This window comes from Hahella sp. KA22, from assembly GCF_004135205.1.
Lineage (GTDB): Bacteria > Pseudomonadota > Gammaproteobacteria > Pseudomonadales > Oleiphilaceae > Hahella.
This window is the reverse complement of the sequence record NZ_CP035490.1, coordinates 125,669-151,808: the sequence shown is the minus strand read 5'-3', so window position 1 is coordinate 151,808 and position 26,140 is coordinate 125,669. Positions and strand designations below refer to the sequence as shown.

Genomic DNA, 26,140 nt, shown 5'->3' with positions numbered 1-26,140 from the left:
TGTGGAGGAACGCTGCTTATGAGCACTCTGCAGTATTTGGAAAATATCCAGGGCGATGCGTTGATCACCGCTCGCGAACGTATGAGTTTCGCGAAACTCCGTCAGGAGGCGGATGCGCTTGTCGTCCGTCTGAAAAGCTACTCGATTCGTCGTGTGGGCATCCTGGGCGCCAATGACGTCGCCTGGATTGTCGCCGACCTGGCCGCCGCCCGCGCGGGCGCTCTGTGCGCACCGCTACCCCCGACGCTCAGCGATGAGCAGTTACGTCATGCTATCCGCCAGGCGGGTCTCGAAGCGGTTATCTGCTTTGACGCCGGCGGCGTGCGTCTCCGCAAATTATGGCCGGAAAGCCGTCTATTGCAGGTCGGCGGTCATCAGCTGGCTTTGACCGGTTTATACAGCGATCCCATGGCGGACGTGGACCGGGTCGCTTTTCATGTGGATGACGAGGACATGCTGCGTGGCGTATGCCTGAACCGTCAGACGCTGGACGCCGTGTCCGCGTCGGTGTGCGCCAGCGCCAAGCTCACCGCGCAAGATCGCCATTTTTGTCTATTGCCGCTGACCTCGCTGGCGGAGCGGGTGGCCGGAACCGGCGCCGCCCTGGCGATGGGCGCGGCGACGATCATGCTTCCCGCCGAACAGTGTGGATTCGGCTCCACTGTCTTTAATCCGGCGGAACTCTATCGCAGCCTGGTGGATTATCGCGCCTCCACCCTGCTGATCACCCCGGAACTATTAAAACCCCTGCTCAGTTATATGCAGTCCCGTTCCCTGACTCTGGACGCCATGCGTCATGTGACCCTGATCGGCGCTCCCGCATCCAGGCGTCTGATTAATGCGGCGCGGCGCCAGGGCGCGCCGGTATATGCGGGGTACTGCTTGAACGAAGCTGGCTCGATGGTGTGTTTGAGTACGCCCAGGGCGTATAAGCCAGGCTCTGTGGGAAAACCTTTACCGCACTCGCGGGTGCGTATCAGTGAAGAGGGAGAAGTCATGGTGGGCGGGGCGCTGAGCCTCGGTTACCTGGGCGGCGAGCCGCGTCGCCCCAATGCACAATGGAACAGCGGAGACCTGGGATATATGGACAACGAAGGATTTTTATTTATACGCGGGCGCAAAAAAGATGTGCTGGTGACCGCTGAGGGACGCAGAATCTCCCCGGACTGGATCGAAGCGGAGCTGACCGGAGATCCACAGATCCGGCAGGCGGCGGTATTCGGCGCGGGAAAGTCCAATCTGGTGGCGGTGATCGTAGCGGAAGATGCGGATGAGCTGACCGCCATTGTGGAAAGGGTAAATCGTCGTTTGCCGGAGTTTGCGCAGATCAAGGCGGTGGTTGGCGCAACTCAGGCGTTCAATGTAGCCAATGGATTGCTGCATTCGTCGGGACGTAAAAATCGCGAGGCCATCCAGCAAACCTATCAAGAAGATATCGACGCGGTGTATGAGTTGCTCGAAGCCACTAAACGCATGGCCTCGCCGAAGGAGGACAGCAAGGCAGGGGAGGCGCTGTCTTGATCCCGTTTCCCGAATATGAAAAGTATGACGCCATCGGTTTGGCGGAGCTGGCGCGCTCTGGAGAAATGAGCCCCGACGAACTGCTGGAGGCGGCGATCACCCGCATTGAGTCCCGCAACCCGTTGGTGAACGCGGTGATCAATAAACTCTATGATCAGGCCAGAGCGCAACTTAACCAGTTGCAGCCGCAACAGCCTTTGTATGGCGCGCCGTTTTTGCTGCAGGACCTGAATGCGGAAGTGCGCAAGACGCCGACCTCCGCCGGCTCGCGCCTGTTTTGCTCACGTCCGGTATTTCATGACTGTGAACTGGTGCAGCGTTATCGACGCGCAGGACTGGTGATCGCCGGCAAGACCAATACAGCGGAATTGGGGCTGGCGGTGACTACGGAGCCGCAACTCTTTGGCGCCTCTCGCAATCCCTGGGATTTGAGCCGGTCGCCGGGGGGCTCCAGCGGCGGCGCTGCAGCGGCGGTGGCGGTGGGCATGACTCCGGTTGCGCATGCGGTGGATATTGGCGGCTCTCTGCGTGCGCCGGCGGTGTCCTGCGGTCTGTTTGGCTTCAAACCCTCCAGAGGACGGGAACCGGAAGGGCTCACTTGGGGGCGGAGGCTGCAGGGTATGGCGGTGGACCATGTGATCTCCCGCAGCGTACGCGACAGCGCCATGCTGTTAAGTGTGAGCGCGGGACTGGAGAATACCGAGCAATGCTATCGCCGGGCGCTGACGGGACCGCGTCGTCCCTTGCGCATCGCCATTTGCGAAAAGCCGTTCTTCAGCGCCACGCTGAATAATGACAGCCTGCTGGCGCTGGATCGCGCCGCCATGGTCTGCGAGGACATGGGCCATGAGGTGATCCAGCATACGCTGAGCCTGGATGAAGAAGAGCTTACGCAGGCCTACCTGACTATCGTGGCGGGAGAAACCGCGCAGATGGTGCGGCAGGTCAGCCCCAGCGGTCGACCGCGTCGAGGCGACCTGGAGTTGGCGACGCATCTGTTGTTCAACTTGGGACTGAGCAAGACCGCTGCGGAATTCGCCTGGGCGACCCAGGTGATGAATCAGGCGGGGCGCAGGCTGGAAGCCTTGTTCCAGCAGTTTGACGTATTGCTCACCCCAGCCATGGCCGGACCGCCGATGCGTCTTGGCGAGCTAGCCCATTCCCAGCAGGAGAAACTGCTACTGGAGCTGGCGCGCAGTTTTCCGATGACGCCACTGTTGAATCTGTTGGCGCAGAATATTCGCGCCAGAAGCTTTTCTCTGACTCCATTCTCTCCTTTGTTCAATATGGGCGGCCAGCCCGCCATGATGTTGCCGGTATGGTGGAATCAGGATGACCTGCCCATTGGCGTGCAGTTTGCCGCGGGCATTGGTCAGGAGCGCCTTCTGTTCAGTCTGGCGGCGCAGATGGAACGCGCCTTGCCCTGGTTCCAGCGACGGCCGCCGCTGGCGGAGCCGCCTAACATGACGTCAGCCGCGCATCTGGCGTGGCGCAAAACGGCGGGTTATGACTGGGGAGGACGGATAGCGGCGGAGGGGTGATCCCTCGCCGCCGCATGAGTGTCGGTTAACTGGCGGGCGCGTTCAGATCCGGCATGAACAGCCGTCTAAAGCGTTCGATCCAGCGACCGATGGGGCCGGCCAGACACACCGGCGCGTCCAGATAAGCAAGGCAGATGCAGTCCTCGTTTTCCAGAGCGCGGGGGCGATGGCGTTGATCCCCGCTGCGAATGACGAAGTCGCCTTCTTCATACACGCCCAATTCGTCGGAAAACCCTCCCTGCAGCACGACGGTCACCTCCTGGCCATAGTGCGCGTGCAGAGGCGCGCGGCCGCCAGCGGAGATCTTTTGCAGACTAAGGCGTTGCCGGCCTTTGCGTGAAACTTCCAGCACGTACTCGTACACTTTGAACCACTGTTTGCGCCAGCTTACGGCGTTCAGGCCATCTGGCAGCCAGCGCTGTAGCAGGTCTTCCACGGGCTTTTGCGGCGCTGCTGGCGCGCTTTCTTCCAGATCAATACGCAGCATGATGCGTTCGAATAACGCTTCGCTGAGGTCTTCCTGGGGCAATTGCTGCAGCATTTCCCCGCCCAGTGCACTGAGGCGCTGGATGTTGGCGCGACAGCGAGGGCAGTACTGCAGATGAACGGCGACGCACAAAGCCAGATGCGTCGAGGCGCAACCTGCGGCGTATTCCATCATAATGTCATCACTGGGGTGATGTTGACTCATACTGCTTTTTCCCGTTCCTGCAAAATCACCTTCAGTTTCTGCAGAGCCAGACGGACCCTGCTTTTCACGGTGCCCAGCGGCAGACTGAGCTCTTCAGCCACCCGCTGATGAGACTTGTCTTCCAGATAGACTTTGGCGATGACGTCTCGTTGTTCTTGCGGCAGATCCCCCAGCGACTGACGAATATTGCGCACAATGACGGCCTGCTGAAACGCGCCGGTGGGCTCATCGGAGCCTGGCAGGCTCCACAGATAGTCTGTTTCCACCTGGGTTTCCTGGCTGGAGCGTCCCAGTTTACGCAGCAGGTCGATACGCGCATTACGGGCGATGGCGAACAGCCAAGTGGAAGCCGCGGCCTTTTCGCGGTCGAACTGGGCGGCGCGCCGCCATACGTTGACCATGACTTCCTGCACCAGTTCCTCTGCGTGCTCCAGCATGCCCTGTTTGATGGCGTATGCCTTCACTTTGGGGGCGAACGCCTGGAACAGTTGACGGAACGCATCCCGGTCCCGCTGTGCGGCTACCGCTTCTATCAGGGGCGCCAGGACATCTCTAGAGGATGCGGAGTCCTCGCCCGCATCCGGGTCCTGTTGGTTAGGGTCCATCTTTCGATTAATCGGTAGCACTATGACGTTGTTACTTACCTGCATAGCGTAGCAGCTCCAAAATAAACCGGGCAAATAATGTTCTAATTACGCTGCTACTGAGGTTTTGGATCAGTTCAATTGGGGGGCGCTCAAATTCAGTCGAACAGAGGAAGTAGCGCGTCCTTTATTTCCGTGCGAAGCAGAGGAGACCAAGCGAGCCCCAGTTCCCGTTTGATGTCCGGGAATCCTTCAATCTGCGACAGAGGGATGGCGATGACCCCGTCAGGCGTGCTGGCGTCGATCCCCTGAGGCGCCAGACAGGCGCCGACGCCGGCGGCGACCAGAGCCAGGGCCCACTCTTCATTGTCGGTGCGTGCGGTGATGGCGAAATCCAGTTGATGCCGCTCTGCGAAGGCGCGCCATTGTCCGGACAGGTCACAGAAGGAGCGCTCCACCAATCCAATGCCGTTCAGGTCGCTGACGCCAAGCTGGTTCCGCAGGGACAATGGATGATTGGCGGGCAGCAACAGACAGTACTCATCCCGCCAGAGGGGACTGAAGTGGTAGTTTTCCGGGCAGTGGTCGCGGCTCACGATGCGAATATCGGTATTTTCCTCGCCGCGCAGCAGTTCCAGCTGCATCCGGGATTGCAGCGGCGCCAGACGCGCCAGCAACGCTTTGACGCGCTCCAGGCTGACCACCAGGTCCAGACCGATACGCAGCGGCGGTAACGGCGCACTTTGCTGAAAATGTTTCACCAGGGCGTCGCTTTGCGCCAATAAACGGCGGGCCATATGGTGCAATTCACGACCGGCGCGGGTAGTGCGCACGCCCTTTTTGCCCCGTTCCAGCAACAGCGTATCCAATTCACTTTCCAGCTTACTGACCGCCAGGGAAATGGACGGTTGCGCCACATGACACTGTTCCGCCGCCGCCGTGATGCTGCCAGTCTCCACCGCGGCGACGTAATAACGCAAGGCTCTCAAATCCATGCTGGCTCCGTTGATAGAAAGTTAACCCGTTGATCTCTTTACTGTTGCACAGAGAACTCAGGGTAATGGGGCAGGCCGGCGGCGATCCATTCATCATGCGCCGGCACAATGGTCAGATCTGGCTCCTGCTCTTGCAAGGCGTGTAGCTGCGCCACCATGCGCTCCGTCAGGCTGTCGTCATCATTGAGACTGGCCAGCCAGCGCACAAATCCGGGACGAGGGCTGTTATCCTGAACCCCTTTCAGGGTCCAGGTGGCGTCGCCGATAAAGAAATACCGGGTCTGCGCGTTCAGAGTCAAATACAACCCTAACTGACCGCGGGTATGACCGGGAATCTCCACCAAGACGACAGAACCGTCGCCGTAAACATCCAGACTGCGCTCGAAACCTTTGAACTCAGTGTCCTCCAGCATCAGGAAACGCAAGTCGGTATTCGCTCCCTCCAGTTGTGAATGCAGAAAGGCCGGCGGCTTGCCTTGCAAGGCGGCATCGTACTCCTTTTGCTGCACCCAGATGGGAACGCCGGGGAAATCCACCACGCCGCTGGCGTGATCCCAGTGCAAATGGGACAGTACGATCGCTTTCAGGTTATTGGCGTCATAAGCGTTCGCCGCCAACTGGTCGGCGACAGGGACGCCTTTCTCGTAAGCGAATAATGAGCGCGCCCACCAGGGATTTACCTCAAACTGAGCATCCACCTGGCGTCCCAGACCGGTGTCGTAAAGCAAGTCGCCGTCCGGGTGGTGAATAAACACCGCGCCATGGGATAGCTTGCGTCGGGTGAACCAGCTGCCGCTGGCCACCACCATGGCTTCCTGGGCGCCGCTGGAGGCTCCGGTTTCGATGTAAGAAAAACTAATCCCCTCGGCGCGCCCGGATGGCGCAATCAGGATTTGTAATACCATGGCCGCCGCGATCGCTTGCAGGCGGCTGACGAAAACTTTGCGTGAGTGAGGACTCCAGAGCGTCATGTCTTATTCCTGTGGGTGGGTGTCCCTGCAGAATAAGACAGACGTTTTTATAGTTAAAATATAGTGTTTCTATACAAAAACAATAAAAACTATATGGATAAAGCGCGCGAGATCGTGATCAGGGGAACGAAACCTGTACGCGCAGTCCGGGTTGCTGGTCCTGCCGGCCGTCCAAGGAAATGCGCGCCTGGTGCAGATCTGCAATGCGTTGGCAGATGGAGAGGCCCAGTCCGCTGCCGATCTCATTTTGCTGCTTGCCGCGGTGAAATCGCTCCATCGCCTGCTGACGCTGCTCTGGGGGAATGCCGGGCCCCTGATCTTCTATCACCAGGGTTTTATCCTTCACTTGCAGGGTGATCTGCGAGTCTTTGGGCGAATAGCGCAAGGCGTTGTCCACCAGATTACGCAGCAAGATGCTCAGTGCGGCGGGATTGCCCTGAATCGGCGCGCAGGCGTCCACATTGAATTCAGCGCGGATATTCTTTTCTTCTATCAAGGGCTGTGATTCCCGCAGGATATCCTGGCACAGCATATCTATCTGCACAGGCTGGGCGTCGCTGAGGGCGCGCTCGTGGTCGAGACGGCTAAGCTGCAACAACTGCTCCACCATGTGAATCAGACGATCCAGTCCGCGCAGGGCTTTGCGCAGGCAGTCGGAAACCGGCTCGGATTGCGCCATTTCCTGGGCGTTCTGCAAATGCACTTTCACCCCGGCGAGGGGAGTGCGTAGTTCATGGGCTGCATCGGCGGTGAACTGGCGTTCACGGTCCGACGTGGCCTGCAGACGCTGGAACAGATCGTTGATGGCGTCCACCAGGATGGCGAGTTCCGAGGGATAATTGGCGTCATCCAGGACTTGCAGGTTGGCGTAGTCCCGCTGCTTCAGCTCCTTGGAGATGGTGGAGAGAGGCTTCAAAGCCCGCGTGACCGCCCAGCTGACGCCTAGCAGAATAATGGGAATCAGCAGTAGCGACGGCCAGATCACGTGCTCGGCGATTTCCTCCGTCAGCTCGCTGCGCACGTCTTCCTGCTGCGCTACCTGAATCCAGATGCGCAGATTTTCATCGAATAAAGTAAAGGTGCGCCATGACTCGCCATCGACTTTGTCGGAGTTGAAGCCCGCCTGATGCCGGGTGAAGCCCTGTGAGGCGGATTTGGTCTGAATCAGCAGCTTGCCGCTCTCGCTCCAGACCTGAAACGCCAGCTTCTTCTCATATTTATGGCCCAGCGGCGTGTATTCCTCGCCATCGCTCAAGCCCGCTTCTTCCCTCTCGTCGATGGCGTAGTCTTCATACACCAGAGCGTCTTGCAGGTGATCCAGGTTGGTCCGCTTCATCTGGCTGGCCAGCAGGCTTTGCAGCATGCGGGCCATTTGCGCCAGCTCGGCGTCGAACAGCTCTTCCACCTGTTCCTGGGAATCGTGGTAATTGGCCAGGGCGGTGAACAGACCGCCCAGACAGATAATGGCGATCAGTGAAATCAGCAGAAAACGTTTGATGGAGCGCATTATTCCTTCTCGATCATGTAACCCATGCCGCGAACGGTTTTAATCAGGTCGGCGTTGAGTTTTTTGCGCAGGTTGTGAATATGGACTTCCATGGTGTTGCTGGACACATCGTCGGACCAGCCGTAGACAAGCTCTTCCAACTGGTCTTTGGACAGCACCCTGCCGCGATGGGAGGCCAGCTCATACAGGAGCGCATATTCCCGGCGCGACAAACGCACTTCCTCGTTGTTTTTATACACTTGATAGGAAGAGGGCAGAATGCGGATATTGGCGATCTGGATTTCCGGATGCGCATTACCTGAGCCGCGTCGACTCAGCGCGCGCAAACGGGCCTTGAGTTCGCTCACATCAAAAGGCTTCAAGAGGTAATCGTCGGCCCCGGCGTCGAGGCCTTTGACGCGATCTTGCACCTGGTCACGGGCGCTGAGAATCAGAACCGGTATCTCATCGCCGCGATCACGCAGGCGCTTCAGGACAGTGAGTCCGTCGATATCAGGCAATCCCAGGTCCAGGATGACGAGATTGAATTGCTCCAGCTTCAGAGCGTGAAGAGCGGCCTCGCCAGAGGCCACCCAGTCCACCGTATTGGCCTGTTGGGTCAAACTGGTTTGGATGCCGTCGGCCAGTAACTCGTCATCCTCCACCAATAAAATGCGCATTGCGCTACATCATGCTCCGTGTTTATTTCATTTTTTTCAGCAGCGCCTGGATTTCACCGCGACGTCCGGCGTCGGCGACTTGGCGGTCAGGGCGCGGCGTCGCCTGCAATGCCTTTTCAAGGTATAGCTTAGCTTGTTTAAGATCGCCTTGCTCTCGCAGATAGTCTCCGTAGAAGAAGTTGGCGTCAATACCATCTGGGTTGATTTCCAGGCCTTTGCGCAACAGTTTGCCGGCTTCCTTGTCGTCGCCGAAGCTGAGCGGCCAGCCTGGGACCTGGTAATACAGTGCGCCAAGACTGGTGTAAGCGGAGCCGCCGAAGGCGTTGGCGTTGAGGGCCATGGCCTTTTCGAAGCAGTCCCGGGCCTCTTTCACCAGGGATAGCGCCTTGAGTCCGCCTTTGGCGCCGGCATAGGTGCTGGTGATGACGCCTTTCCAGATCCACACATTAGGATCTTCGGGATGTGCGTCCACCGCCTGATCCGCCTGACCTTTCAGGTTCTGATAACCTTTCTCCTGCTCTTTGGCGTCAACTTCATAGCGAACGTGCGCCCAGCCGTGATAAAGGTCTTTGACGTAGCCCGCGACCTCTTCCGCATGCGCGGAGGCGGCTCCCAGGGACATGGCTCCGGCTACGATCAGTGCGCGGGCGAAAAGTGTGTATGACATAAAAATTCTCCTCTATTGTTCGGACGCTATGACGTTGTGAGCCATTGGTTCAGGCGTTCTGACGCGCCAGATATTTGCGAATAATGGGAAGCTGCTTGCTGATGGAAGCCGCTACCAGGGCTGGAAATAAGGCGTTGAGACGCACGAACAGTTTTTCCGGCCAGCCCAGGTAAACCCGTGGAGAGCGTCGAATGATGGCGGCGCAGATTTGCTCCGCGACCCAGTCCGGCTCGTCCATGTGGTTGCCCAGCTCCGCATTCATGGACTCGACGGCGGAGCTGTTGATGGCGGTGCGGGTGGCGCGGGGCGCGACGTACAGCACCTGCATTGGCGAGTCCGCCAGCTCACGCTGCAGGGCCTCGCTGAAACCGCGCATGGCGAATTTGCTCGCGCAATAGGCGGCGAAACCGGGATAGCCTATGGAGCCGAACGTAGAGCCGATATTGACGATCGTGCCCTGCTGAATGCGCAACAGCGGCAGCAGACGTTGGGTCAGCAGCATGGGGCCGGTGACGTTGGCTTCCATCAGGGTGCGGATGCGTTCCGGGCTTTGGTCTTCAAACTCATTGAAATCGCTCACGCCAGCGTTGTTGATGAGCATATTCACTTTGGGCTCCCGCGCCGCCTCTTGAGCGACGATGGAAATTCCCGCCTCCAGACTGATATCCGCCACGATGCTGCGGCAGCGGCCGCCGTTGGCCAGAATGCGCGCCTGCAGCTTTTGCAGTTTGTCTGCGTTTCTACCTGTGATGACAAGCGCGGCGCCCTGATTGGCGAGCCGCAACGCCAGAGCTTCGCCAATGCCGCCAGTGGCGCCGGTGAGCAGAATGGTTTTATCTTTAAGCTGCATGGTGACTCTCCTGATTAAGCGCCTCGCGCTCATGGTTTCGAGGCAAAGCGCGGAAGACGGCGCCGTACAGTTCATAAAAGACCTTGCTGGCGTGGATGATGGCCTGCTGGTCTTCATGGCGCTCGATTTTGTTCATCAGGTTTTCGAAAAAGCAGATGTGGTCCTGATCCAAACTGCCGTGGGAGAACAGGTAACTAAACGCCTGATTAGGCAGTCCCAGCGTTTTCTGAATGATTTCGCCAGCCTGTGTGGCGGTCGTGACGCTGGTGCCTTCCAGCACGTGCACCATGCCGAAGAAGCCCAGCGGGTTAACCCGCATGACGGTGTCATAAGCGTACGCCACCATCAGTTCCGTGGTCAGATGCGGACGACTGCGTCGCACCTCTTCCTTGTCACCGCCGCAAACGGCGATGTCGTTCAGAATCCACTCTTGATGACCGCACTCTTCCTCAATGTATTCCGCCACCGCTTCCCGCAGCCATTCGTAGTGCTCCGGCAGACGCCCGCCGCAACTCATCAACAGGGGCACGGTGTGTTTGACGTGGTGGTAGGCCTGAGTCAGGAACGCGACGTACTGACTCAGTGTAATTTCACCGCGCAGCGCATCCTGGATAATCGGGCTGGATAGCAGTCGGTTACGTTCCTGTTGGGTTTCCGCCTGCAGACGTTGGTAAAAGCTCATGGCATGCTCCTGGTGAAAGGCTGGGAAGATTGAAATAAATCGTTGAGACGGTCCTTGTGCCTGGCGGCGATGGCGCATCTGCGCACCCGGCCGTTGGCGGTAAGTTGACCATTGGCGACGCTGAAGGGGGCGTCGCTGATAATGATGCTGCGCACCTGGGCGTAATCCGGCAGGCGCTGGTTAACCTGCGCCACCGCCTGCATCAACAGGTCATGGCCGATGTCAGGTCTGGCGGGCGTTACTACTGCGACATTGAAAGGTTCGCCATCGCCGAATACAGCGGCCTGGGCGATACAGGGGGCGGACAATAGCTCGCTTTCCACCCATTCCGGCGACAGGTTGCGGCCAAATGCGGTGACGATCAGGTTCTTCTTTCTGCCTTCGAGATAAAGGTAACCCTCCGCGTCCAGTCTTCCGATATCCCCTGTGTGAACCGCTTCCGAGGACTGGAGCGGCTCTCCCAGATAGCCGCAGTAAGCGGCGCCGGCGACGATAATTTCTCCGTCGTCGGCGAAGGACAGACTGACGTGGGACAAGGGCTTGCCAACGCTGCCGGGGCGTGACGCCGAAGGGCGGTTGAGGCTGACCACGGAGGCGCATTCGGACAAACCGTAACCCTCGTACACAGGGACGCCCAGTTGCGTCGCCTGGGCGTGCAGGACTGGCGATACTTTGGCGCCGCCGACGGCGACGAATTGCAGTTTCTCCAGACGCAGTTGGCCGCCTGCGATGAGAAACAACATCGCCTTCAGCAACTCCGGCGTGAGGATCAGCGTTTGCGGATTCCAGCGTTGCAGCGTCTGCGCCCACTGCGTCAGATCCAGGCCGCTGGAGCCGCTCAGCCCCAGGTTGGCCAGACTGGGAGAGATAACTCTGCCGCCTTTATATAGCGCGACATACACCCCCGCGATATTTTCCAGCAGGGTGGCTAACGGCAGCGTACACAAGTGACCGATGGGCTCATCGATTTCAACCGCTTCCGCCAGACTCAGCATTACTGACTCCAGTGCGGCGGCGCTTAAACGGGCGCCTTTGGGCTGACCAGTGGAGCCGGAGGTGTAAGTGACTTTGATGATATCTTCGGCGGTCTCTTGAGCAGGCGATTTAGTGTGGGTCGCTATGGCGTAAAGGCCCAGGTCCGCATCCAGGACTGCCGCGTCCACAGCTGGCGGTTGAGCTGACTGTGCGATCACCATTTCAATGGCGGCGTCGTTGAGCAAGTGCTCCCGCTGAGTAGCCGAGAAAAACAGAGGCACGGGGATCAGCGTGACGCCAGCGTGTAAACAGGCCAGATCGGCGCAGATCCAGGCAGGTCCATTGTCCGCCTCCAACGCCAGACGGCGAACGTCCATCTCTCGCAGTTTGCGGGACAGATTTTCTACCGTGCGCCATAGCGTCTCATAAGTCAGCGTCCCCTGTTCATTCTCCACTGCGATCTGGGCGGGCGTGATCCGCGCGTGTTCGCGCAGGCGTTGTATTAAGGCGTTTGCAGTCATGCAAGCTCTCCCTGCGTTAGTTAGTCTTCATGTTCCGGTTGTGGACAGCGCTCCAATACCTTCGCCATCACCGGGTTGCTGATCAGGTGGTGGATGCCGTGTGGAATGGATATGGCCATCACGGTGGGGGATTTGTCGTAGTAGCTGCCCCAACCGGCGGCGTCCTGGCTTAAGGCTTCCGGCTTCGCTTTGGCGAGTTCGATCATGGGCAGGTCAAAGCGGCGGAAACTGTTCAACAGTTCTGGAATAACGGTCAGGGTCAGCCACTGATATTTGCGTTCGGAAAAGTAGCGGCCCAGCACCAGAATCAGGCGGCGCAACGCCCCTTGGGTCGTGGACGCCAGATTGCCGACTTCGATAATCCCGTTGCGCGAACAGGGTGCGCCCTGAATCCGCGCCAGAACCTGTTCGATGGGCGCATCCAGATATTGCTCCAGAAACAGCGGGCGGGATTGGGCGCTTTGATAACCCAGGACGGAGATCAGCGTGTCCCGCTCATAGCAGAGAACAAAATTTTCCATGAAGTAACGGATGTTGGCGCCGTACTCCTGATCGAAACGTTGACGGATGAATGATTCGGCGACAGCGCGCGAACGATGTCCCGGTCCGACATGGATATAACGATTGTCGATAGCCGTTGTCGCCTCAGGGGCGGGAAGTGTGTCCGGTTGCTGCATAAAGCCTCCTCGTGGATGTCTCTATGCAGGTTAATTTGGCAAGCTTAAGGAACCCTTAAGTAAAAAATATTTTTCTCGGAGTTTGAGAACCCGTGAACTTTTCATAAACGGCCCGGTCAAATCAATCGTTGTCGCAAAACTGGGACGACAAAAAATTCTCAATCACTATTTTCTGCTTAAGGATACTCTTATGAACCAATCACAAAAGAAACTGACTGGCGCTGCTCTGGCTATCGCTGCTGCGGGATTTTTCGGTACTGCCGCACTGACTTCCACCACTGCAGTCGCTGCCGAAGCACAGGTTCACTGCTGGGGCGTCAACAGCTGCGCCGGTCACAATGACTGTAAAACCGCTAACAACGATTGCAAAGGCATGGGCAGCTGTCAGGGCCAAGGCTTCCTGAGCATGACTGCGGACGAGTGCTCAGCAAAAGGCGGCACAGTTAAGTAATCACGGGCGCCTGTTGACCGTTGATATGCGCTGGTCCGGCGGTGACGCCGGACGCGCCTTTTCAGGAAAACGGTCTATATTGTTTTCGACTTTTCATTTCATCACGACGCATTGAATCTCTATGAATACCCGTCCCGCTTTTTCCGGTTTTGGTCTAGGGCTCAGGCCCGATTACTACACCCATATTCTGGAAACCAGACCGCAGGTGGACTGGTTTGAGATCATCAGCGAGAACTACATGGTTGAGGGCGGCAAACCGCTGTATTTCCTTGACCGTATTCGTGAAAACTATCCTCTGGCGATGCATGGCGTGTCCCTGTCCATCGGCTCAACCGCCGCGTTGGATATGGGTTATTTAACTCGCCTGAAAACCTTAATCGAGCGGGTGAATCCGCTGTGGGTGTCCGACCATCTATGTTGGACCGGCCTCAGCGCCCATAATTCCCATGATCTGCTGCCATTGCCTTATAACGCCGAGAGCGTGCGTCATGTGGCGGAGCGGGTAAAGCAGGTGCAATCGTTTTTAGGGCGTCGTATCGTCCTGGAAAACTTATCCAGCTATGTGAATTTCAGTGAGTCCGACATGACGGAGTGGGAGTTTGTCGCCGCCGTCGCCGAGGAAGCGGACTGCTGGCTGTTGCTGGACATCAATAACATTTACGTGAGCGCGCGCAATCATCAGTTTGACGCGCTGACCTATATGAACGGCATTCCCCAGGATCGGGTGATTCAGTTTCATATCGCCGGGCACTCTGATTATGGCGACTACATCGTTGATACTCATGACGCTCCGGTGGCGGACCCGGTATGGGAGCTCTATCGGCTGGCAGTGCGCCGTTTCGGTAAGGTTTCGGCGATGATCGAGCGGGATGACAAAATGCCCGAGTTTTCAGAGCTTATGGGCGAGTTAGCGACCCTACGCCGTATTGCGGAAGCGGAGTTCCCTCAACTGGACGCAGTACGGAGCGAGGCGGCCTATGTCTGATTTGTCTCGCCTGCAACACGACTTCCTGACGGCGATTAGCGCGCAGGAGGGCGGCTCAGTGGATTCTGCCCTGTGCGCAGGGCCATTAAGCGCGGCGCAACGTATCGAGATTTATCGCAACGCGTATTTCACCCGGCTGATTGGCGTGTTGTCGGAAGACTACCCGGCTGTACGCGGATTATTGGGCGATGAGGCATTCAAACAAATGAGTCGCGATTATATTATTCAGCATCCATCCTCAAATACTTCGGTGCGCTGGTTCGGTGAGGCGGCGCCGGATTATCTTGCCCGTACGGAACCTTATAGCCGCCACGGCGTGCTGGCTGAACTGGCGGAATGGGAGCGCTTGTTGCGTCTTATGTTTGACGCCGGCGACGCGCAGCCCATAGACATGACGGCGTTTCAGTCGATTGCGCCAGACGCCTGGCCGACCTTGCGCTTTGATTTTATCCCGGCGCTGACGCTGCATCGCCATCTCTTCAATACAGCGTCGATCTGGAAAGCGTTGAAAGAAGAGCTTACGCCGCCGGAACCCCGGGCTTTGGAGCAAGAGGAAACCTGGCTGGTGTGGCGCTCGGAATGGGTGACCTTGTTTCGTTCCCTGGCGGTGGATGAAGCCGCCGCCATTACAGCCGTTAGTGAAGGCGCTAACTTCGCTGACTTGTGTGAACTGTTGTGGGAGTGGCATGGCGACGGGGCGGCGCAAAGAGCGGCGCAGTTGTTACAGACCTGGACGCAGGCTGGGTTGCTGCAGGGACTTGCGCAAGAGGCGTGAGACGTCCCAGAAATAAGAAAGGCGACCGAGGTCGCCTTTCTTATTTCTGGGAAGGGATTAACCACTTAGTGGTGGTGTCCGCCCTCGCCGTGAACGTGGCCGTGAGACATTTCTTCTTCAGTCGGCTCACGCATTTCCATAACTTCCACGTCAAAATGCAGAGTTTGGCCCGCCAGAGGGTGGTTGGCGTCGATGGTGGCGGTGTCGTCGGACACTTCCATTACCACGATGACGCGCGCGCCGCCGGCAGTCTGTGCATGGAACTGCATGCCAGGCTCAACTTTCTCTACGCCTTCGAAAGCTTCCAACGGAACGACCTGAACCAGTTCAGCCGAGTATTCGCCGTAAGCGTCGGCAGGGTCGACCGATACTTTTTTCTTGTCGCCAGCGGACAGTTCACGCAGGGCGTTTTCCAGTCCCGGGATAATGTTCTGCGCGCCTTCCAGATAGGCCAATGGCTCGCCGCCGACGGAGCTGTCGATCACTTCGCCGTCGTCGTTAGTCAAAGTGTAGTGAATGCTCACAACCCGGGGTTTGATATCAGACATAAAAGCACCTTTAAGGTTTGGTGAGGTGGTTGAGCACGCCGCCGTGGGCGTTCCCTCGTGTGTTTCCGCCTCGTTATCGTAAAACTCAATCGGACCGGGTTTAAAAGCGCAGATAGGCAACTGGCGTTAAAACAAGGGAACGATATTCAGAGTTAAGTTGGAGCGGTCCCATTGTCAAAAGGGGACCGCCTGCCGTACCCGCCAGTCTAGTGAGGTTATGCCCAGTTCTCAAGGGCCGCCGGACAATCCGCGGAGGATAGATTGCGACAGGCGCTGAGGCGTTTGCAGCAGCGCCGCTTACATAGATGATTCCAACTGATATTTATCCAGAACCTTCTGGGCTTCGCCATCTTTATATAGCTGCCGCAGAGTCTTATTGAACTTGTTGATCACTTTGCGCGACGTATGGCCCTTCACAAAGCCGACATAATAGTTAATCGACTTATGGTTCCAGGCGAAGCGAATATTCTTGAGGCCCAACTGACGCAAAATCTCAAAGCCGACATCGCGGTTGGAGTAAACCGAGTCCACTTTTTTATCGCTCAGCATTCGGAAAGACACCAGATCGTCTTTCGCCAGAACGATTTTCATCGTGGGCATGGCGGTGCCAATAGTCTCTAGTGTTTTGGAGGTGTTGGAGGGGCCGAAGACGCCAACCTGATGCTCAGAAAAGTTATATAGCGTCGAGTACTGCCGGGTGTCGCTTTCGCTAACAAAGAAACCGTAACTGGTTTTCAGGATGGGCAGGGAATAATGCAGCCATTCGCTGCGCTGCTCGTTCCATCCAATAACATAGAGGCCGTCCACCTGCTTTTCCTTGGCCTGTTGCTGGGCGATCGTCCAGTCCAGCAAGTTGAACTCGCATTGGATCTCGGAGGATTTACAGATGAGTTTTACCAGCTCTGTGCCTGGACCGGCGACTTCGCCTTTTTCGAGATAAGTGAAAGGTCTGAAATCCTGCGTGTTGAAGATCAGCTTGTCTTCAGCGGACGCCAGCGTCGCCGCTCCCATGCACAGAGCGGTTAGGGCTGCAGTTAGGATTTTCATTATTGCCTCCGGGTGTGTGAATATTGCTTGTTATTATTTCATGTTATTCCCGATGGTTGTATTTCCTTGTTTTATATAATTATTTGTTATGTTTTTCTGTCTCGTCAGTCAGCAAAAAAGGGGGTAGTGGGACCTACCCCTGAATATCCGCGAGAGTCTGCGGATGTTTGCGAATCTCGTTACGCGTTCTCTAACGCCTCCGTTATCGATGCGCCGTTTAGTTGTATCCCTGCAGCTTGTCGATATATTCCGGCAGGAACAGAGAGATCTGCGGCACGTACGTAATCAAAATCAGGAAGCCCAGGAGGAGGCCCAGCCAGGGCAGGGCGGCGCGAATAACCCAACCGATGGAGCGATTGGTGATGCCCGCCGTCACAAATAAGTTTAGTCCTACTGGCGGCGTTAGCATGCCTATTTCCATATTCACCACCATAATAATGCCAAGGTGTATCGGGTCGATGCCCAGTTGGGTGGCGATAGGGAACAGAATCGGCGCCATGATCAGCAGAATGGCGGAAGGCTCCATGAAGTTGCCCGCCATCAGCAGCAGAATATTCACCACGATCAAGAAGCCCCAGGCCGGCAAGCCCCACTCTACGATGGTCGCGGCGATGGCTTGTGGAATGCCTTCGGAAGTCAACACATGGGCGAACAGCATGGCGTTGGCGATGATGAACAACAGCATCAGACTGACCTTGGCTGCATCCAGCACCACATGACGCACTTCTTGATTTACTACTGACTTAGGCAGCGCCAAAGCGCACTGCAGGGTGTTGCGAATTACTGCGCTGGGAATGGCTTCCCCCTGGTTACGCCAGGCGACGTTTTTCAGGGGGCCGATATCGCGATAGCCGATCACGGCGATCAGGTAAGCGTATACCGCCGCCACCGCCGCCGCTTCCGTCGGACTGGCGACGCCGCCGTAAATAGAGCCCAGCACGATCACGATCAGCATGAGTCCGCCCATAGCGACAACGCCTGTTTTCACCAGCGTTTTAACGCCCGGGAACGGCTGCGAGGGCAGTTTCTTGATACGGGCGGCGATATAGATGGCGATCATCAGAATGCCGCCCATCATCAGGCCGGGAATCAAACCCGCCATGAACATGCGCGCTGCGGAGACTTCCGTCGCCGCAGCGTAGACCAGCATGACGATGGAAGGCGGGATCAGAATTCCCAGTGTGCCGGCGTTAGCGATAAGACCGGCGCCGAAACTTTGCGGATAGCCCGCACGCACCATGCCGGCGATGACGATGGAGCCGATCGCCGCCACCGTGGCCGGTGAGGAACCGGACACTGCTGCGAACAGCATGCAGGCCATGACCGACGCCATACCCAGGCCGCCGCGAATATGGCCCACGCTGCTGACGGCGAAATCAATCAGACGGCGCGCCACGCCGCCGGTGGAGAGAAACGCCGAAGACAGAATAAAAAACGGAATCGCCAACAACGTATAGTGGCTGGAGGTCGCCTCAAACATCTTCAATGCAATGGAGGCGAGCGACGTGTCCGGGGCGAAAAATAAAATCGTGACGATACTGGACAGGCCCAACGCCACGGCGATCGGCATGCCCATCAGCATGCAAGTGAACAGCAGGATGAATAATACGGCGGCGGTCATGAGCGGTTACCTTGCGCTGGAGAGGAGGAGTCCGCCGTCTCATCGGCGAGATGCATGCTTTCCTTGGCTTCATCCACGAACTCAAAGCCGTTGGATTTACCAGTGATGATTCCCCACAGCAACTGCAGAAAACGAATAGCCAGCAGGATGAATCCAATAAACAGAATGCTTTGCGCGACCCAGCGAGGCACAGGAATATCGCTCAGCTCAATGCCGATCTTGTACATCTTGGCGAGATAGATCCAGCCGCCGTACAGGAACAGTCCGCAATAGACCAGACACATCACCACCGTGAGGGCGGCCACCGCGCGGCGCGGACCGCTGGGCAGCAGTTTTACGAAAGCATCCACGCCAATGTGCGCGTTCACCCTGACGCCGTAGGAAGCGCCGAACAACACCATCCAGGCGCCCAAATACAGGGTGGCCTCTTCCGCCCACAACAGGCCGGTGTTGAAAAAGAAACGAAGCATGGTTTCCGAGAACACCAGCAGGGTCATGGACACCAACAACAGACACAGAACGCTTTCTTCAAAGCGATGGACGATTCGACCAAACATGATGGGACCTAATTCTGGTTATTGTACGGCTTAAAACGGTTCTACAGCTCGAATAACAAAAGTATAGGAGCAACCTGGCGGTTGCTCCTTTTCTCCGAGAGGGTTATTGATTGGAGGCTTCAGCGGCTTTGATCAGGTCTGCGCCGATTTCCTTCTCGAACTTCTTCCAGACGGGTTTCATGGCGTCAACCCACTGCTTGCGCTCTTCAGGCGTCAGGGACGATACCTTGGTGCGACGGGATGCGATGATGGCTTCTTTATCGCTGTTGTCTTTCTCTGCGGCGATGCTGTTGCCGTAGGCGATGGACTCGTCCAGGCTCTTCTTGATGGTGTCGCGCACGTCGTCAGGCAGATCCATCCAGAACTCTTTAGAGGTTACCACCAGGTAGTCCAGCAGACCGTGGTTGGATTCGGTGATGTGATCCTGAACTTCATAGAACTTCTTGGAGTAAATATTGGACCAAGTGTTTTCCTGGCCATCGATCGCGTTGGTTTGCAGCAACGTGAACACTTCAGAGAACGGCTTTTTCACCGGAACCGCTTTGACGGCTTCGAACTGCGCAGCCAGTACATCGGAAGTCTGAATACGGAATTTCTTGCCGGCGATGTCAGCAGGAACGCGAATAGGGGCGTTAGCGGACAGTTGCTTCATGCCGTTATGCAGGTAACCCAGGCCAACCAGCCCTTTACGCTCCAGCGCGGACAGCAGTTCCTGACCGGCGGGGCCATTCTGGAAGCGTTCTACCGCCGCCATATCCTGAAACAGGAAAGGCAGATCGAACACTTGCAGTTTCTTGGTGTAGTTGTCGAACTTGGACAGGGAAGGCGCGGCCAATTGCACGTCGCCCAGCAGCATAGCTTCCAATACGTTGTCGTCGCCGAACAACTGGGAGTTGGGGAAGACTTTTACTTCAACTTTGCCGGGCAGGCGTTCTTCCACCAATTGCTTGAATTTAATCGCCATCTGTCCTTTGGGCGTGTTTTCCGCCACAACGTGGGAAAACTTGATCTGGATGGGAGCAGCGAAAACAGAGAAAGACAGCGTAGCGCCAACAAGGGCGGTCAGGAGTTTTTTGAAACGCATGTTATACCTCGCATGTTGTTTTTGTTGGGGTTAGGCGAAAGCCATAGTCGATTACATAAGAGCAACCTCCGGGCCAATTTCTGCATTAACGTGAAATTTTAGTAATAACAGTGTGTTACTGAGACTTGTCGGAAAAGCGGGATTTTTAAATGGGTGGAAATCCACCCATTTAGCTGGTCGGCGGTGGGCGGGAATCCGCATATTTTTCTCCGGTGGAATTGTGGATACCCTGTCGGCGAGGAAGTCTGGAGTTTTAAATCCTGGCGAAGTGAGCTCTGGAACGGGAAAAACTGGTGAAGTTCTGCAGTTATTGCTAATCGCGCAAATCACTGCAGAACTTGATGATGGGAACGATTGGATTTATTGATGGAAATATAAATAAGTGGGCGGGGCGGCCCCATTAATCGGCGGCGTTCAGATAACTGAGGTAGGCGGATAAGCCTTTCTGCGCCTGCTCTCGCTTATCGTAAGGACCAAGGGGAATTTGCTCGCGAGTCATGTAATACCACTGACCGTCCTGCTCATAAAAGCGCTCCCTGCGCTGGTGATGTAAAACCTGCTCGTCATTGTTACGTTGGATTCTCGTCATAAACTACTCCGTTAGAATCTTTTGGTACAGATTTACAAAACGGGCTGCAGTTTAATCAATGGGCGGTCAGATAGTAATCAGTCTATCCCCACAGAGACTGTGAGACATCTCTCACAGAATCACATGGGGCAGATAACGGGAAAGGTCCTGCGTCACCAGGGCTTTATCCTCTCTGACTGAGATCCCCGCCGGTTGATCGTTCACCAGCCAGGAGCCGATCAGCGTGTAGTTCTCACCGAACTTGGGGAGAGGATGGTAGGCCTGAAAGATAAAGCCTTCTTCGCCATAAGGGCCGTCTGTATCGAAGAGTATTTCGCCGTCGCGATACAGAGCCACATTGGCGCCTTCGCGGGAGAAAATCGGTTTTTTCACCAAATCCACCCCTGGCGCATGCTTGACGTCATCTTCGAAATAGGCCGGCAGCAAATTAGGGTGATTCGGGAACATTTTCCACAGCATCGGCAGTAGCGCTTTGTTGGACAGCACAGACTTCCACAAAGGCTCAATCCAGCGCGTGGGGTTCTGCAGAATCAACGGCGCGAATTCTTCCCGTTGCATGAACTCCCAGGGATACAGTTTGAACATCAGCTCAATCACCCGGTCATCCAGGTCGGTGAACTCGCCGTGCTCACCCTGTCCTATATCGTCGATATAGATAAAGCGGTTGGGGATGCCGGCTTCTGCGGCGCAATCCTGCAGATACTGAATGGTTCCGCGATCTTCTTCAGTGTCTTTGCAGCAACTGAAGTAGAAATCCGGTCCATCGGTCTGCGCATAGATTTCGGCGAGCCTGCGAACCAGCTTTTCCTGCAGGGAATTGAACTGGTCGCAGGCGCGGGGTAAGCGTCCACTGCGCACGCTCTCCTCCAGCCACAACCATTGCCAGAAACCGGATTCATACAGACTGGTAGGCGTATCGGCGTTGTTTTCATACAACTTGGCGGGGTTGCGGCCGTCGTAGGCGAAGTCCAGGCGCGAATACAGACTGGGCTGTTGGTCGCGCCAGGAAGCGCGCACGGCTTCCCAGAACATTTCAGGGATACTGAACTTCCGCAACAGGCGCTCGTCCTCCACCACACGGTCGACCACTTCCAGACACATTTGGTGGATGTCCGCCGTGGGATCCTCGAGCCCGGTTTCTATCTGTTCCAGAGAGAACTGATAGTAAGCGCTCTCATCCCAATAGGCCTCGCCATGCATGGTATGAAACAGGAAGCCGTATTCATGGGCGAGATCACGCCAATGGGTCCGCTCCTGGATCGGTATGCGCAGCATAGCTTAACCGCCCCAGCTGCTTCTTGAACTGGAGCTGGACTTGGAAGAGCTGCTCCAGGAAGACTTGGCGTTCACTGTCGAGCCGAAGCCGCCGCGGGAAATGGTCCGCGTCACCGCTGGTTTGGGTTGGAACGCTTTGTTGTCCACCGTGACTTTGCGGTTGTAGGTGCTGCCGTAGCGATAGCCGTCGGAGGTCACCCAGCTGCCGTAAAACGGGGAGCCGCGATAGTAGGAGGTGAACACCGGCTGGTAATCGTAACGGCGGTTCGAGTCCAGAATCTTGGCGAACATGAAACCGGCCATGGCGGGCATGAACCAGCTCTGGCCTGAACTGCCCTGATAGCTGGTGCAGGCGTTGGCGCCGAACTCCGCTTCGCAGTCCCGCATGGACATATATTTGGGCGCGGTCTCATTCGCCCGTTTCAGCGCTTGCTGGTAAGCCGCTTCACATTCTGAGGCATAGCTTGGGTTTTCGTTAATGCACTCGCTCATGTCTTTATAAACCTGAGCTTCGCGGGTATCCGAGCAGGCGGTGAGCGTGACGCCGGCGACAGCGACAGTGATGGGCCGCAGCAGAAAGCTCTGGCCGTTCTTCTTCATCCTGTCGAGATTAATTTCTTTCGTACGCTTCATTCCACTGCTCCTTAGTAGGTCATGCAAGCCGCGTTCAGGATGCCGACCGCCACGGAAAATCCGCCCAGTACGATGCCTGCGGACACTTCACCGTCGGTAATGCGCTGCACAATTTTAGGCATGAAGATGAAGCGAATGATGGCGAATGCAATTATCTGGGCAATCAATGCAACCGCCGCCCAGACCCAGAAGTCCAGCAGGGATACGGAGTTAGAGGCGGCTCCGGCGAGTGCGATGGAAAAGCCAATCACGGCGCCGATAAGGCCTGTTGCGGCGGCGACGCTTTTACCTTCTTTGACCAGTTTCCACTCGTCGTGAGGCGTAACCAGGGTATACAGGAATTTGAACACCAACAGCAGGACTAATGAGGAAGAAAAGTAAATCGCAAAATTCGTTAGGCCTAACAGCGAATGTGCGATAGCGTCCATGGACAGCTCCTTCTTTAATAATTATGAGGTATTGTGGGTTGAGGAGGATAAATGCGGGGGCGCCGCATTTATCCGATGATAACGATATCCGCTGGCCGCAGATTAATGCCGGTGGACAGCACCAGACAGCGGTCGGCGCGGTTATCGATGATTTTTTCTTCGCCGCAGACCAAGAGAAACTCGTCCAGGTCCTCATTCACGGATCTTTCATACAGCATGGCGAACTGATCTGTTTCAGTGACTTCGCCGGCTTCGGTCGTGGTTTTTTCCGTCATGGCCACAGGGGGAGATGACTCTCCGACGCTTTCCCAAACACGTTGAAAGCGATGGCCTTCGATACTGTATTCAGGCTGGCTGATCTGGGAGTTGATCAACATATCCCAGTCTGCTTGACTGCCAACGGCGCGGGTCTCGTAATAGTACCAGAGCTTGACGTCTTCAATATGGTTTTCAGTCATGCCGCCGTTCAACACCACCTGAATAAAGCCGTCGTCGTCGGTGTAGAAGCGCAGCAGGGTGCTGCTGGCGTCCAACTGCACTTGACCTACCGCCTGAATTAACTGGGTTTTGGCTGCGCCTTCGAAAATCACGGAAGGCTCTATCAGTCTTAGTCTGAGTTGGTCGAGTTCGAATGCGCCGCCGAGGCGTAAGCCCATGATTTCCGGTGCGGAAGGGGACTTAGGTTCATCTTTTTTGAAAAACTTGCTAAACACAGAGTTTCTCCCAATCAAGTCCATCGATGCGTTCGTCCGCGATGTAGTAAATCGTGGTTCCCGGCGCAACCGTATGGCTCATAGGTGGATTCAAAGTAACGGCCCCTTTGCCGTCGCCGACGGCAATCAGGATCGCATCATAACGTTCTTTTAGCGGCAGAAACAAATCCCGCAGCGGGACGCTATTGGCTTCAGCCGGGTATTTTATGGAGTACTGCGTCATGCCGTCCTGCACGTTCAGCAGGTCCTGATGCAGCGCGCTGGAGCCGGGGTGCATGGCGGACTTCGCCAGCAACTCCACGTCCACTGACGGCGTGCATTCTATGTTGGGGCAATGAACTTTCAACAGGCGGCTCAGATTGTCGTCGTTGAAATAGGCGATCATGTGAGCGTCTTTGTTGCGACTGGAGCAATAAAGGGCTGCAGTCATGGTGACGTCGTCTTCTGGAGCATCGATGATAATAGTGGAGGCGCGCTCCAGGCAGGCCATGCTCATTTGTTCGTCGTTGTTGTAGCTTTCAACTCTGACGAAGCCGATCTCTTCCGGCATCGGGTTTTCGATATCGGCTTTGGCGCACAACACCACCGGACGGGTCTCCTCACTGCCCAATTGTTCGCGCAACAGGAGCCGGATCAAGTGAAGCGTGCGTCTTTCGTTCCAGCCGATGACGAGAATATGATTGTCGCAATCAAGTTGTTTCAAACCTTTCACTCCCTTTTTCCAGTGGTAGGAGGCGAATACGGCGACTCTGCCTACGAATAACGCGAATAAACTCAGACCGAATGGAATGATGAATATGGAGACGGCGAGCTTTCCGCCGGTGGTTTGTGGAGAAAAGTCTCCATATCCGACAGTGGATGCGGTGACGACGAGCCAATAAGCAAAATCCGGCAGAGACAGTAAATCCGTCTCGCCGGACAAATAAAGAAAGAAATAACTCAGTCCCACGTAGGAAAGCAATGCGATGGCGACTCCTTGCCATCGCAGCTCCATAAAGTGTCGGATAAAGATTCTCTTTATCTTATTTATTATTAGCATCAGACGAACTCTTAAACTCAGTTTCCTCCGAGTATACGCGCCAGTTCGTCATCTGCGTTAGCGTTGGAGCCGTTAATGCCAGCCGCCTTCAGTTTTGCGTCCAGGGAATCGCCGCTTTCTTCTGAAGCCAGCTCTTCCGCTGCATCCAGTTCGGCCGAACGTTGGGTCTGGCGGTTTTGAATGCGTTGCAGCGATTCCGCAGCCGTTTTCATTTTGCTGTTGGCGCCCATGTGACGGGAAGACACAGCTACTTGCGCTTTTTGTACGGACTCAGTCGCTTTCACCATGTCGATTTGCTGCTCCATGCGACGCAGGTTGGACTTGGCTTGTGAAATATTGCGACGCAGCGTCTGTTCAGATTGATTGAACTGATCCACGTATTTCTGCTCAGCGTCCATTTGGTCGCGTAGCTCAACCACTTTTTGCGCACATTCCAGCGCCAGGTTGCGGTCGCTGTCCGCTGCTTTGCGGGCATGACTTTCATATTCGGCGATAGACGCTTTCAGGCTCGCCACTTTCTGGTCGGCCAGCTTTCTTTTCGCCATGATCTGGGTCAGTGCGTGATCGGATTTACGCAATTCTTCTTTGGCTTCACGGATTTCCTGGTCCAGAATGCGCAGCGCTTGACTGTCCACAACCGCTTCCGCCGCTTCGTTGGCTCCGCCCTTGATGGCGGTCACTAATTTTTTCCAAACGCTCATAATTCAACTCCGTTAACAAGATGGTTCTGGTACGCGTCCAAAAACGCCTCAACGTTTTGGAACAACATATCAACCTCGATCAGGATGCTTTCTTCTTTGGATTGGGCCGACAGGGCGCCGAAAGCCATGTAGTAGTCCTCGCCTTCCACATTGGTGATGCCAATGGTGGTGAGAGGGAATATTTGATGCGTCTTCAAAATGTCTTCATTAAGAAGGGCGCAATCTTTGACTTGGCCTTTTGCAAACAGCAGAGACTCGACAATAATTTGTTCGCCGCTGATCGCGAGATAGGCGTCGATGCCGTCACTATTAGTAATGCACAGGCAGGTCGCTTCTCTGGTGACTGCGTAGTCATCGCGTTGACTCAAAAGGCTTTCCAGCTTTAAGAGATCCCAGCTCATTTTGTTCTCCTATTAATTTTTACCCCAATTGAAGGCTTGTAGAAAAATGTACACGAAGATTTTTATTTGCACAAACTTTTTTTTGCTCTATAGTAAATTTTAACTCATAAACGTAAAGTATTTTTTACATAAAGAAGAAATGGACGCCATGGAAAATGAAACCAAACCGTCAATGAACTCCTGGAGAGAACTGGCTTCGCGCATCATTAAATTCGAAATGGCCAAACGTGGCGTTAAGTATAGCGACCTTAGCGACAGACTGGCCCGAATCGGCACCCAGCAGAGTGCGGATAATCTCCGCAACAAGATTAATAAAGGGATTCTCGGCGCAGATTTGTTTCTGCAGATCATTCTGGTGCTGAATGTGAGGAAGCTGGCGCGAGAAGAATTAATGGACATCCTTAATGACCTCGGCGTGAACCACTCTGATCTGGAATAGACTCCATGGCCTT

General features: G+C 55.9%; 30 protein-coding genes. 6 read left to right on the top strand and 24 right to left on the bottom strand.

All coding sequences use genetic code 11. The features are described 5' to 3' along the window. Positions 1-18 precede the first annotated feature (18 nt). Together EUZ85_RS00720 and EUZ85_RS00715 are read left to right on the top strand one after the other, a co-directional pair. The gene (locus EUZ85_RS00720) at positions 19-1,521 is read left to right on the top strand and encodes an AMP-binding protein (RefSeq protein WP_127974041.1); all 1,503 of its coding nucleotides are present in this window, start codon (positions 19-21) and stop codon (positions 1,519-1,521) included. After that, the gene (locus tag EUZ85_RS00715; RefSeq protein WP_127974040.1) at positions 1,518-3,062 is read left to right on the top strand and encodes an amidase; all 1,545 of its coding nucleotides are present in this window, start codon (positions 1,518-1,520) and stop codon (positions 3,060-3,062) included. Before EUZ85_RS00720 ends, EUZ85_RS00715 begins: the two co-directional genes overlap by 4 nt. Positions 3,063-3,087: 25 nt before the next feature. On the opposite strand, the gene EUZ85_RS00710 is transcribed toward EUZ85_RS00715, so the two are convergent. From EUZ85_RS00710 to EUZ85_RS00660, 11 genes are all read right to left on the bottom strand, one after another. Then, positions 3,088-3,753: a ChrR family anti-sigma-E factor gene (locus EUZ85_RS00710; RefSeq protein ID WP_127974039.1), complete on the bottom strand. Its 666-nt coding sequence runs from the start codon at positions 3,751-3,753 to the stop codon at positions 3,088-3,090. Next, positions 3,750-4,403, bottom strand: a complete 654-nt coding sequence (locus tag EUZ85_RS00705) for a sigma-70 family RNA polymerase sigma factor (RefSeq protein ID WP_210408475.1) — start codon at positions 4,401-4,403, stop codon at positions 3,750-3,752. Before EUZ85_RS00705 ends, EUZ85_RS00710 begins: the two co-directional genes overlap by 4 nt. 92 nt (positions 4,404-4,495) lie before the next feature. Further along, entirely contained in the window at positions 4,496-5,332 is an 837-nt protein-coding gene (locus EUZ85_RS00700) for a LysR family transcriptional regulator (protein ID WP_127974038.1), read from the bottom strand. Between the two features lie 38 nt (positions 5,333-5,370). After that, positions 5,371-6,303, bottom strand: a complete 933-nt coding sequence (locus tag EUZ85_RS00695; protein ID WP_127974037.1) for an MBL fold metallo-hydrolase — start codon at positions 6,301-6,303, stop codon at positions 5,371-5,373. Between the two features lie 118 nt (positions 6,304-6,421). Continuing rightward, entirely contained in the window at positions 6,422-7,810 is a 1,389-nt protein-coding gene (locus EUZ85_RS00690; protein WP_127974036.1) for an ATP-binding protein, read from the bottom strand. Then, positions 7,810-8,469 carry a response regulator gene (locus EUZ85_RS00685; protein WP_127974035.1) on the bottom strand — a complete coding sequence of 220 codons (660 nt, stop codon included), beginning with the start codon at positions 8,467-8,469 and terminating at the stop codon, positions 7,810-7,812. Before EUZ85_RS00685 ends, EUZ85_RS00690 begins: the two co-directional genes overlap by 1 nt. Positions 8,470-8,491: 22 nt before the next feature. Next, positions 8,492-9,136 carry a hypothetical protein gene (locus tag EUZ85_RS00680; RefSeq protein WP_127974034.1) on the bottom strand — a complete coding sequence of 215 codons (645 nt, stop codon included), beginning with the start codon at positions 9,134-9,136 and terminating at the stop codon, positions 8,492-8,494. A gap of 49 nt (positions 9,137-9,185) precedes the next feature. Then, entirely contained in the window at positions 9,186-9,986 is an 801-nt protein-coding gene (locus EUZ85_RS00675) for an SDR family oxidoreductase (protein ID WP_127974033.1), read from the bottom strand. Then, positions 9,976-10,668, bottom strand: coding sequence for a TenA family transcriptional regulator (locus EUZ85_RS00670; protein ID WP_127974032.1), 693 nt, complete (start codon positions 10,666-10,668; stop codon positions 9,976-9,978). The genes EUZ85_RS00675 and EUZ85_RS00670 overlap by 11 nt, the downstream gene beginning before the upstream one ends. Further along, on the bottom strand, positions 10,665-12,164 hold the full coding sequence (locus tag EUZ85_RS00665; protein WP_127974031.1) for an AMP-binding protein: 1,500 nt from the start codon (positions 12,162-12,164) through the stop codon (positions 10,665-10,667). The genes EUZ85_RS00670 and EUZ85_RS00665 overlap by 4 nt, the downstream gene beginning before the upstream one ends. A gap of 20 nt (positions 12,165-12,184) precedes the next feature. Further along, positions 12,185-12,841 (bottom strand): thermostable hemolysin, encoded by a 657-nt coding sequence (locus EUZ85_RS00660; protein ID WP_127974030.1) that lies wholly within the window; start codon positions 12,839-12,841, stop codon positions 12,185-12,187. A 190-nt stretch (positions 12,842-13,031) separates the two neighbouring features. Here EUZ85_RS00660 and EUZ85_RS00655 point away from each other — a divergent pair, with 190 nt between their 5' ends. From EUZ85_RS00655 to EUZ85_RS00645, 3 genes are all read left to right on the top strand, one after another. Continuing rightward, the gene (locus EUZ85_RS00655) at positions 13,032-13,292 is read left to right on the top strand and encodes a hypothetical protein (protein ID WP_127974029.1); all 261 of its coding nucleotides are present in this window, start codon (positions 13,032-13,034) and stop codon (positions 13,290-13,292) included. Between the two features lie 121 nt (positions 13,293-13,413). Then, positions 13,414-14,277 carry a DUF692 domain-containing protein gene (locus EUZ85_RS00650; RefSeq protein ID WP_127974028.1) on the top strand — a complete coding sequence of 288 codons (864 nt, stop codon included), beginning with the start codon at positions 13,414-13,416 and terminating at the stop codon, positions 14,275-14,277. Then, positions 14,270-15,052, top strand: coding sequence for a DNA-binding domain-containing protein (locus EUZ85_RS00645; RefSeq protein WP_127974027.1), 783 nt, complete (start codon positions 14,270-14,272; stop codon positions 15,050-15,052). The genes EUZ85_RS00650 and EUZ85_RS00645 overlap by 8 nt, the downstream gene beginning before the upstream one ends. A gap of 65 nt (positions 15,053-15,117) precedes the next feature. Here the strand turns inward: EUZ85_RS00645 and EUZ85_RS00640 are convergent, their stop codons facing one another. The 13 genes from EUZ85_RS00640 to EUZ85_RS00580 form a co-directional block, all read right to left on the bottom strand. After that, the gene (locus EUZ85_RS00640; protein WP_127974026.1) at positions 15,118-15,600 is read right to left on the bottom strand and encodes a peptidylprolyl isomerase; all 483 of its coding nucleotides are present in this window, start codon (positions 15,598-15,600) and stop codon (positions 15,118-15,120) included. A gap of 297 nt (positions 15,601-15,897) precedes the next feature. Then, complete coding sequence (locus EUZ85_RS00635; protein ID WP_127974025.1) at positions 15,898-16,647, bottom strand: ABC transporter substrate-binding protein; 750 nt, start codon at positions 16,645-16,647, stop codon at positions 15,898-15,900. A 217-nt stretch (positions 16,648-16,864) separates the two neighbouring features. Continuing rightward, on the bottom strand, positions 16,865-18,268 hold the full coding sequence (locus tag EUZ85_RS00630; protein WP_127974024.1) for a TRAP transporter large permease: 1,404 nt from the start codon (positions 18,266-18,268) through the stop codon (positions 16,865-16,867). Further along, complete coding sequence (locus tag EUZ85_RS00625; RefSeq protein ID WP_127974023.1) at positions 18,265-18,825, bottom strand: TRAP transporter small permease; 561 nt, start codon at positions 18,823-18,825, stop codon at positions 18,265-18,267. Before EUZ85_RS00625 ends, EUZ85_RS00630 begins: the two co-directional genes overlap by 4 nt. A gap of 103 nt (positions 18,826-18,928) precedes the next feature. Next, complete coding sequence (locus tag EUZ85_RS00620) at positions 18,929-19,909, bottom strand: TRAP transporter substrate-binding protein (protein ID WP_127974022.1); 981 nt, start codon at positions 19,907-19,909, stop codon at positions 18,929-18,931. A gap of 400 nt (positions 19,910-20,309) precedes the next feature. Next, complete coding sequence (locus tag EUZ85_RS00615; protein ID WP_127974021.1) at positions 20,310-20,498, bottom strand: DUF6316 family protein; 189 nt, start codon at positions 20,496-20,498, stop codon at positions 20,310-20,312. A 111-nt stretch (positions 20,499-20,609) separates the two neighbouring features. Further along, positions 20,610-21,773 carry a glutathionylspermidine synthase family protein gene (locus EUZ85_RS00610; RefSeq protein WP_127974020.1) on the bottom strand — a complete coding sequence of 388 codons (1,164 nt, stop codon included), beginning with the start codon at positions 21,771-21,773 and terminating at the stop codon, positions 20,610-20,612. Positions 21,774-21,776: 3 nt separating this feature from the next. Then, the gene (locus tag EUZ85_RS00605; RefSeq protein WP_127974019.1) at positions 21,777-22,406 is read right to left on the bottom strand and encodes a DUF1190 family protein; all 630 of its coding nucleotides are present in this window, start codon (positions 22,404-22,406) and stop codon (positions 21,777-21,779) included. A gap of 11 nt (positions 22,407-22,417) precedes the next feature. Beyond that, positions 22,418-22,834 carry a DUF350 domain-containing protein gene (locus EUZ85_RS00600; RefSeq protein ID WP_127974018.1) on the bottom strand — a complete coding sequence of 139 codons (417 nt, stop codon included), beginning with the start codon at positions 22,832-22,834 and terminating at the stop codon, positions 22,418-22,420. A gap of 68 nt (positions 22,835-22,902) precedes the next feature. Beyond that, positions 22,903-23,547: a YjfK family protein gene (locus EUZ85_RS00595; RefSeq protein ID WP_127974017.1), complete on the bottom strand. Its 645-nt coding sequence runs from the start codon at positions 23,545-23,547 to the stop codon at positions 22,903-22,905. Then, positions 23,540-24,586, bottom strand: a complete 1,047-nt coding sequence (locus EUZ85_RS00590; protein WP_127974016.1) for a potassium channel family protein — start codon at positions 24,584-24,586, stop codon at positions 23,540-23,542. Before EUZ85_RS00590 ends, EUZ85_RS00595 begins: the two co-directional genes overlap by 8 nt. A gap of 17 nt (positions 24,587-24,603) precedes the next feature. Further along, the gene (locus EUZ85_RS00585; protein WP_127974015.1) at positions 24,604-25,287 is read right to left on the bottom strand and encodes a PspA/IM30 family protein; all 684 of its coding nucleotides are present in this window, start codon (positions 25,285-25,287) and stop codon (positions 24,604-24,606) included. Beyond that, positions 25,284-25,688, bottom strand: a complete 405-nt coding sequence (locus EUZ85_RS00580) for a YjfI family protein (RefSeq protein WP_127974014.1) — start codon at positions 25,686-25,688, stop codon at positions 25,284-25,286. Before EUZ85_RS00580 ends, EUZ85_RS00585 begins: the two co-directional genes overlap by 4 nt. A gap of 148 nt (positions 25,689-25,836) precedes the next feature. Here EUZ85_RS00580 and EUZ85_RS00575 point away from each other — a divergent pair, with 148 nt between their 5' ends. After that, the gene (locus EUZ85_RS00575) at positions 25,837-26,127 is read left to right on the top strand and encodes a DUF6471 domain-containing protein (RefSeq protein ID WP_241566917.1); all 291 of its coding nucleotides are present in this window, start codon (positions 25,837-25,839) and stop codon (positions 26,125-26,127) included. The last annotated feature ends 13 nt before the right edge of the window (positions 26,128-26,140 follow it).

Coding starts and splice junctions, on each gene's coding strand:
- EUZ85_RS00585 (WP_127974015.1), bottom strand. CDS start 25,287: ATGAGCGTTTGGAAAAAATTAGTGACCGCCATCAAGGGCGGAGCCAAC.
- EUZ85_RS00625 (WP_127974023.1), bottom strand. CDS start 18,825: ATGTTTGGTCGAATCGTCCATCGCTTTGAAGAAAGCGTTCTGTGTCTG.
- EUZ85_RS00710 (WP_127974039.1), bottom strand. CDS start 3,753: ATGAGTCAACATCACCCCAGTGATGACATTATGATGGAATACGCCGCA.
- EUZ85_RS00600 (WP_127974018.1), bottom strand. CDS start 22,834: ATGGACGCTATCGCACATTCGCTGTTAGGCCTAACGAATTTTGCGATT.
- EUZ85_RS00590 (WP_127974016.1), bottom strand. CDS start 24,586: ATGCTAATAATAAATAAGATAAAGAGAATCTTTATCCGACACTTTATG.
- EUZ85_RS00720 (WP_127974041.1), top strand. CDS start 19: ATGAGCACTCTGCAGTATTTGGAAAATATCCAGGGCGATGCGTTGATC.
- EUZ85_RS00620 (WP_127974022.1), bottom strand. CDS start 19,909: ATGCGTTTCAAAAAACTCCTGACCGCCCTTGTTGGCGCTACGCTGTCT.
- EUZ85_RS00580 (WP_127974014.1), bottom strand. CDS start 25,688: ATGAGCTGGGATCTCTTAAAGCTGGAAAGCCTTTTGAGTCAACGCGAT.
- EUZ85_RS00695 (WP_127974037.1), bottom strand. CDS start 6,303: ATGACGCTCTGGAGTCCTCACTCACGCAAAGTTTTCGTCAGCCGCCTG.
- EUZ85_RS00685 (WP_127974035.1), bottom strand. CDS start 8,469: ATGCGCATTTTATTGGTGGAGGATGACGAGTTACTGGCCGACGGCATC.
- EUZ85_RS00605 (WP_127974019.1), bottom strand. CDS start 22,406: ATGAAGCGTACGAAAGAAATTAATCTCGACAGGATGAAGAAGAACGGC.
- EUZ85_RS00655 (WP_127974029.1), top strand. CDS start 13,032: ATGAACCAATCACAAAAGAAACTGACTGGCGCTGCTCTGGCTATCGCT.
- EUZ85_RS00690 (WP_127974036.1), bottom strand. CDS start 7,810: ATGCGCTCCATCAAACGTTTTCTGCTGATTTCACTGATCGCCATTATC.
- EUZ85_RS00705 (WP_210408475.1), bottom strand. CDS start 4,403: ATGCAGGTAAGTAACAACGTCATAGTGCTACCGATTAATCGAAAGATG.
- EUZ85_RS00630 (WP_127974024.1), bottom strand. CDS start 18,268: ATGACCGCCGCCGTATTATTCATCCTGCTGTTCACTTGCATGCTGATG.
- EUZ85_RS00675 (WP_127974033.1), bottom strand. CDS start 9,986: ATGCAGCTTAAAGATAAAACCATTCTGCTCACCGGCGCCACTGGCGGC.
- EUZ85_RS00665 (WP_127974031.1), bottom strand. CDS start 12,164: ATGACTGCAAACGCCTTAATACAACGCCTGCGCGAACACGCGCGGATC.
- EUZ85_RS00610 (WP_127974020.1), bottom strand. CDS start 21,773: ATGCTGCGCATACCGATCCAGGAGCGGACCCATTGGCGTGATCTCGCC.
- EUZ85_RS00635 (WP_127974025.1), bottom strand. CDS start 16,647: ATGAAAATCCTAACTGCAGCCCTAACCGCTCTGTGCATGGGAGCGGCG.
- EUZ85_RS00575 (WP_241566917.1), top strand. CDS start 25,837: ATGGAAAATGAAACCAAACCGTCAATGAACTCCTGGAGAGAACTGGCT.
- EUZ85_RS00650 (WP_127974028.1), top strand. CDS start 13,414: ATGAATACCCGTCCCGCTTTTTCCGGTTTTGGTCTAGGGCTCAGGCCC.
- EUZ85_RS00645 (WP_127974027.1), top strand. CDS start 14,270: ATGTCTGATTTGTCTCGCCTGCAACACGACTTCCTGACGGCGATTAGC.
- EUZ85_RS00660 (WP_127974030.1), bottom strand. CDS start 12,841: ATGCAGCAACCGGACACACTTCCCGCCCCTGAGGCGACAACGGCTATC.
- EUZ85_RS00640 (WP_127974026.1), bottom strand. CDS start 15,600: ATGTCTGATATCAAACCCCGGGTTGTGAGCATTCACTACACTTTGACT.
- EUZ85_RS00670 (WP_127974032.1), bottom strand. CDS start 10,668: ATGAGCTTTTACCAACGTCTGCAGGCGGAAACCCAACAGGAACGTAAC.
- EUZ85_RS00700 (WP_127974038.1), bottom strand. CDS start 5,332: ATGGATTTGAGAGCCTTGCGTTATTACGTCGCCGCGGTGGAGACTGGC.
- EUZ85_RS00680 (WP_127974034.1), bottom strand. CDS start 9,136: ATGTCATACACACTTTTCGCCCGCGCACTGATCGTAGCCGGAGCCATG.
- EUZ85_RS00615 (WP_127974021.1), bottom strand. CDS start 20,498: ATGACGAGAATCCAACGTAACAATGACGAGCAGGTTTTACATCACCAG.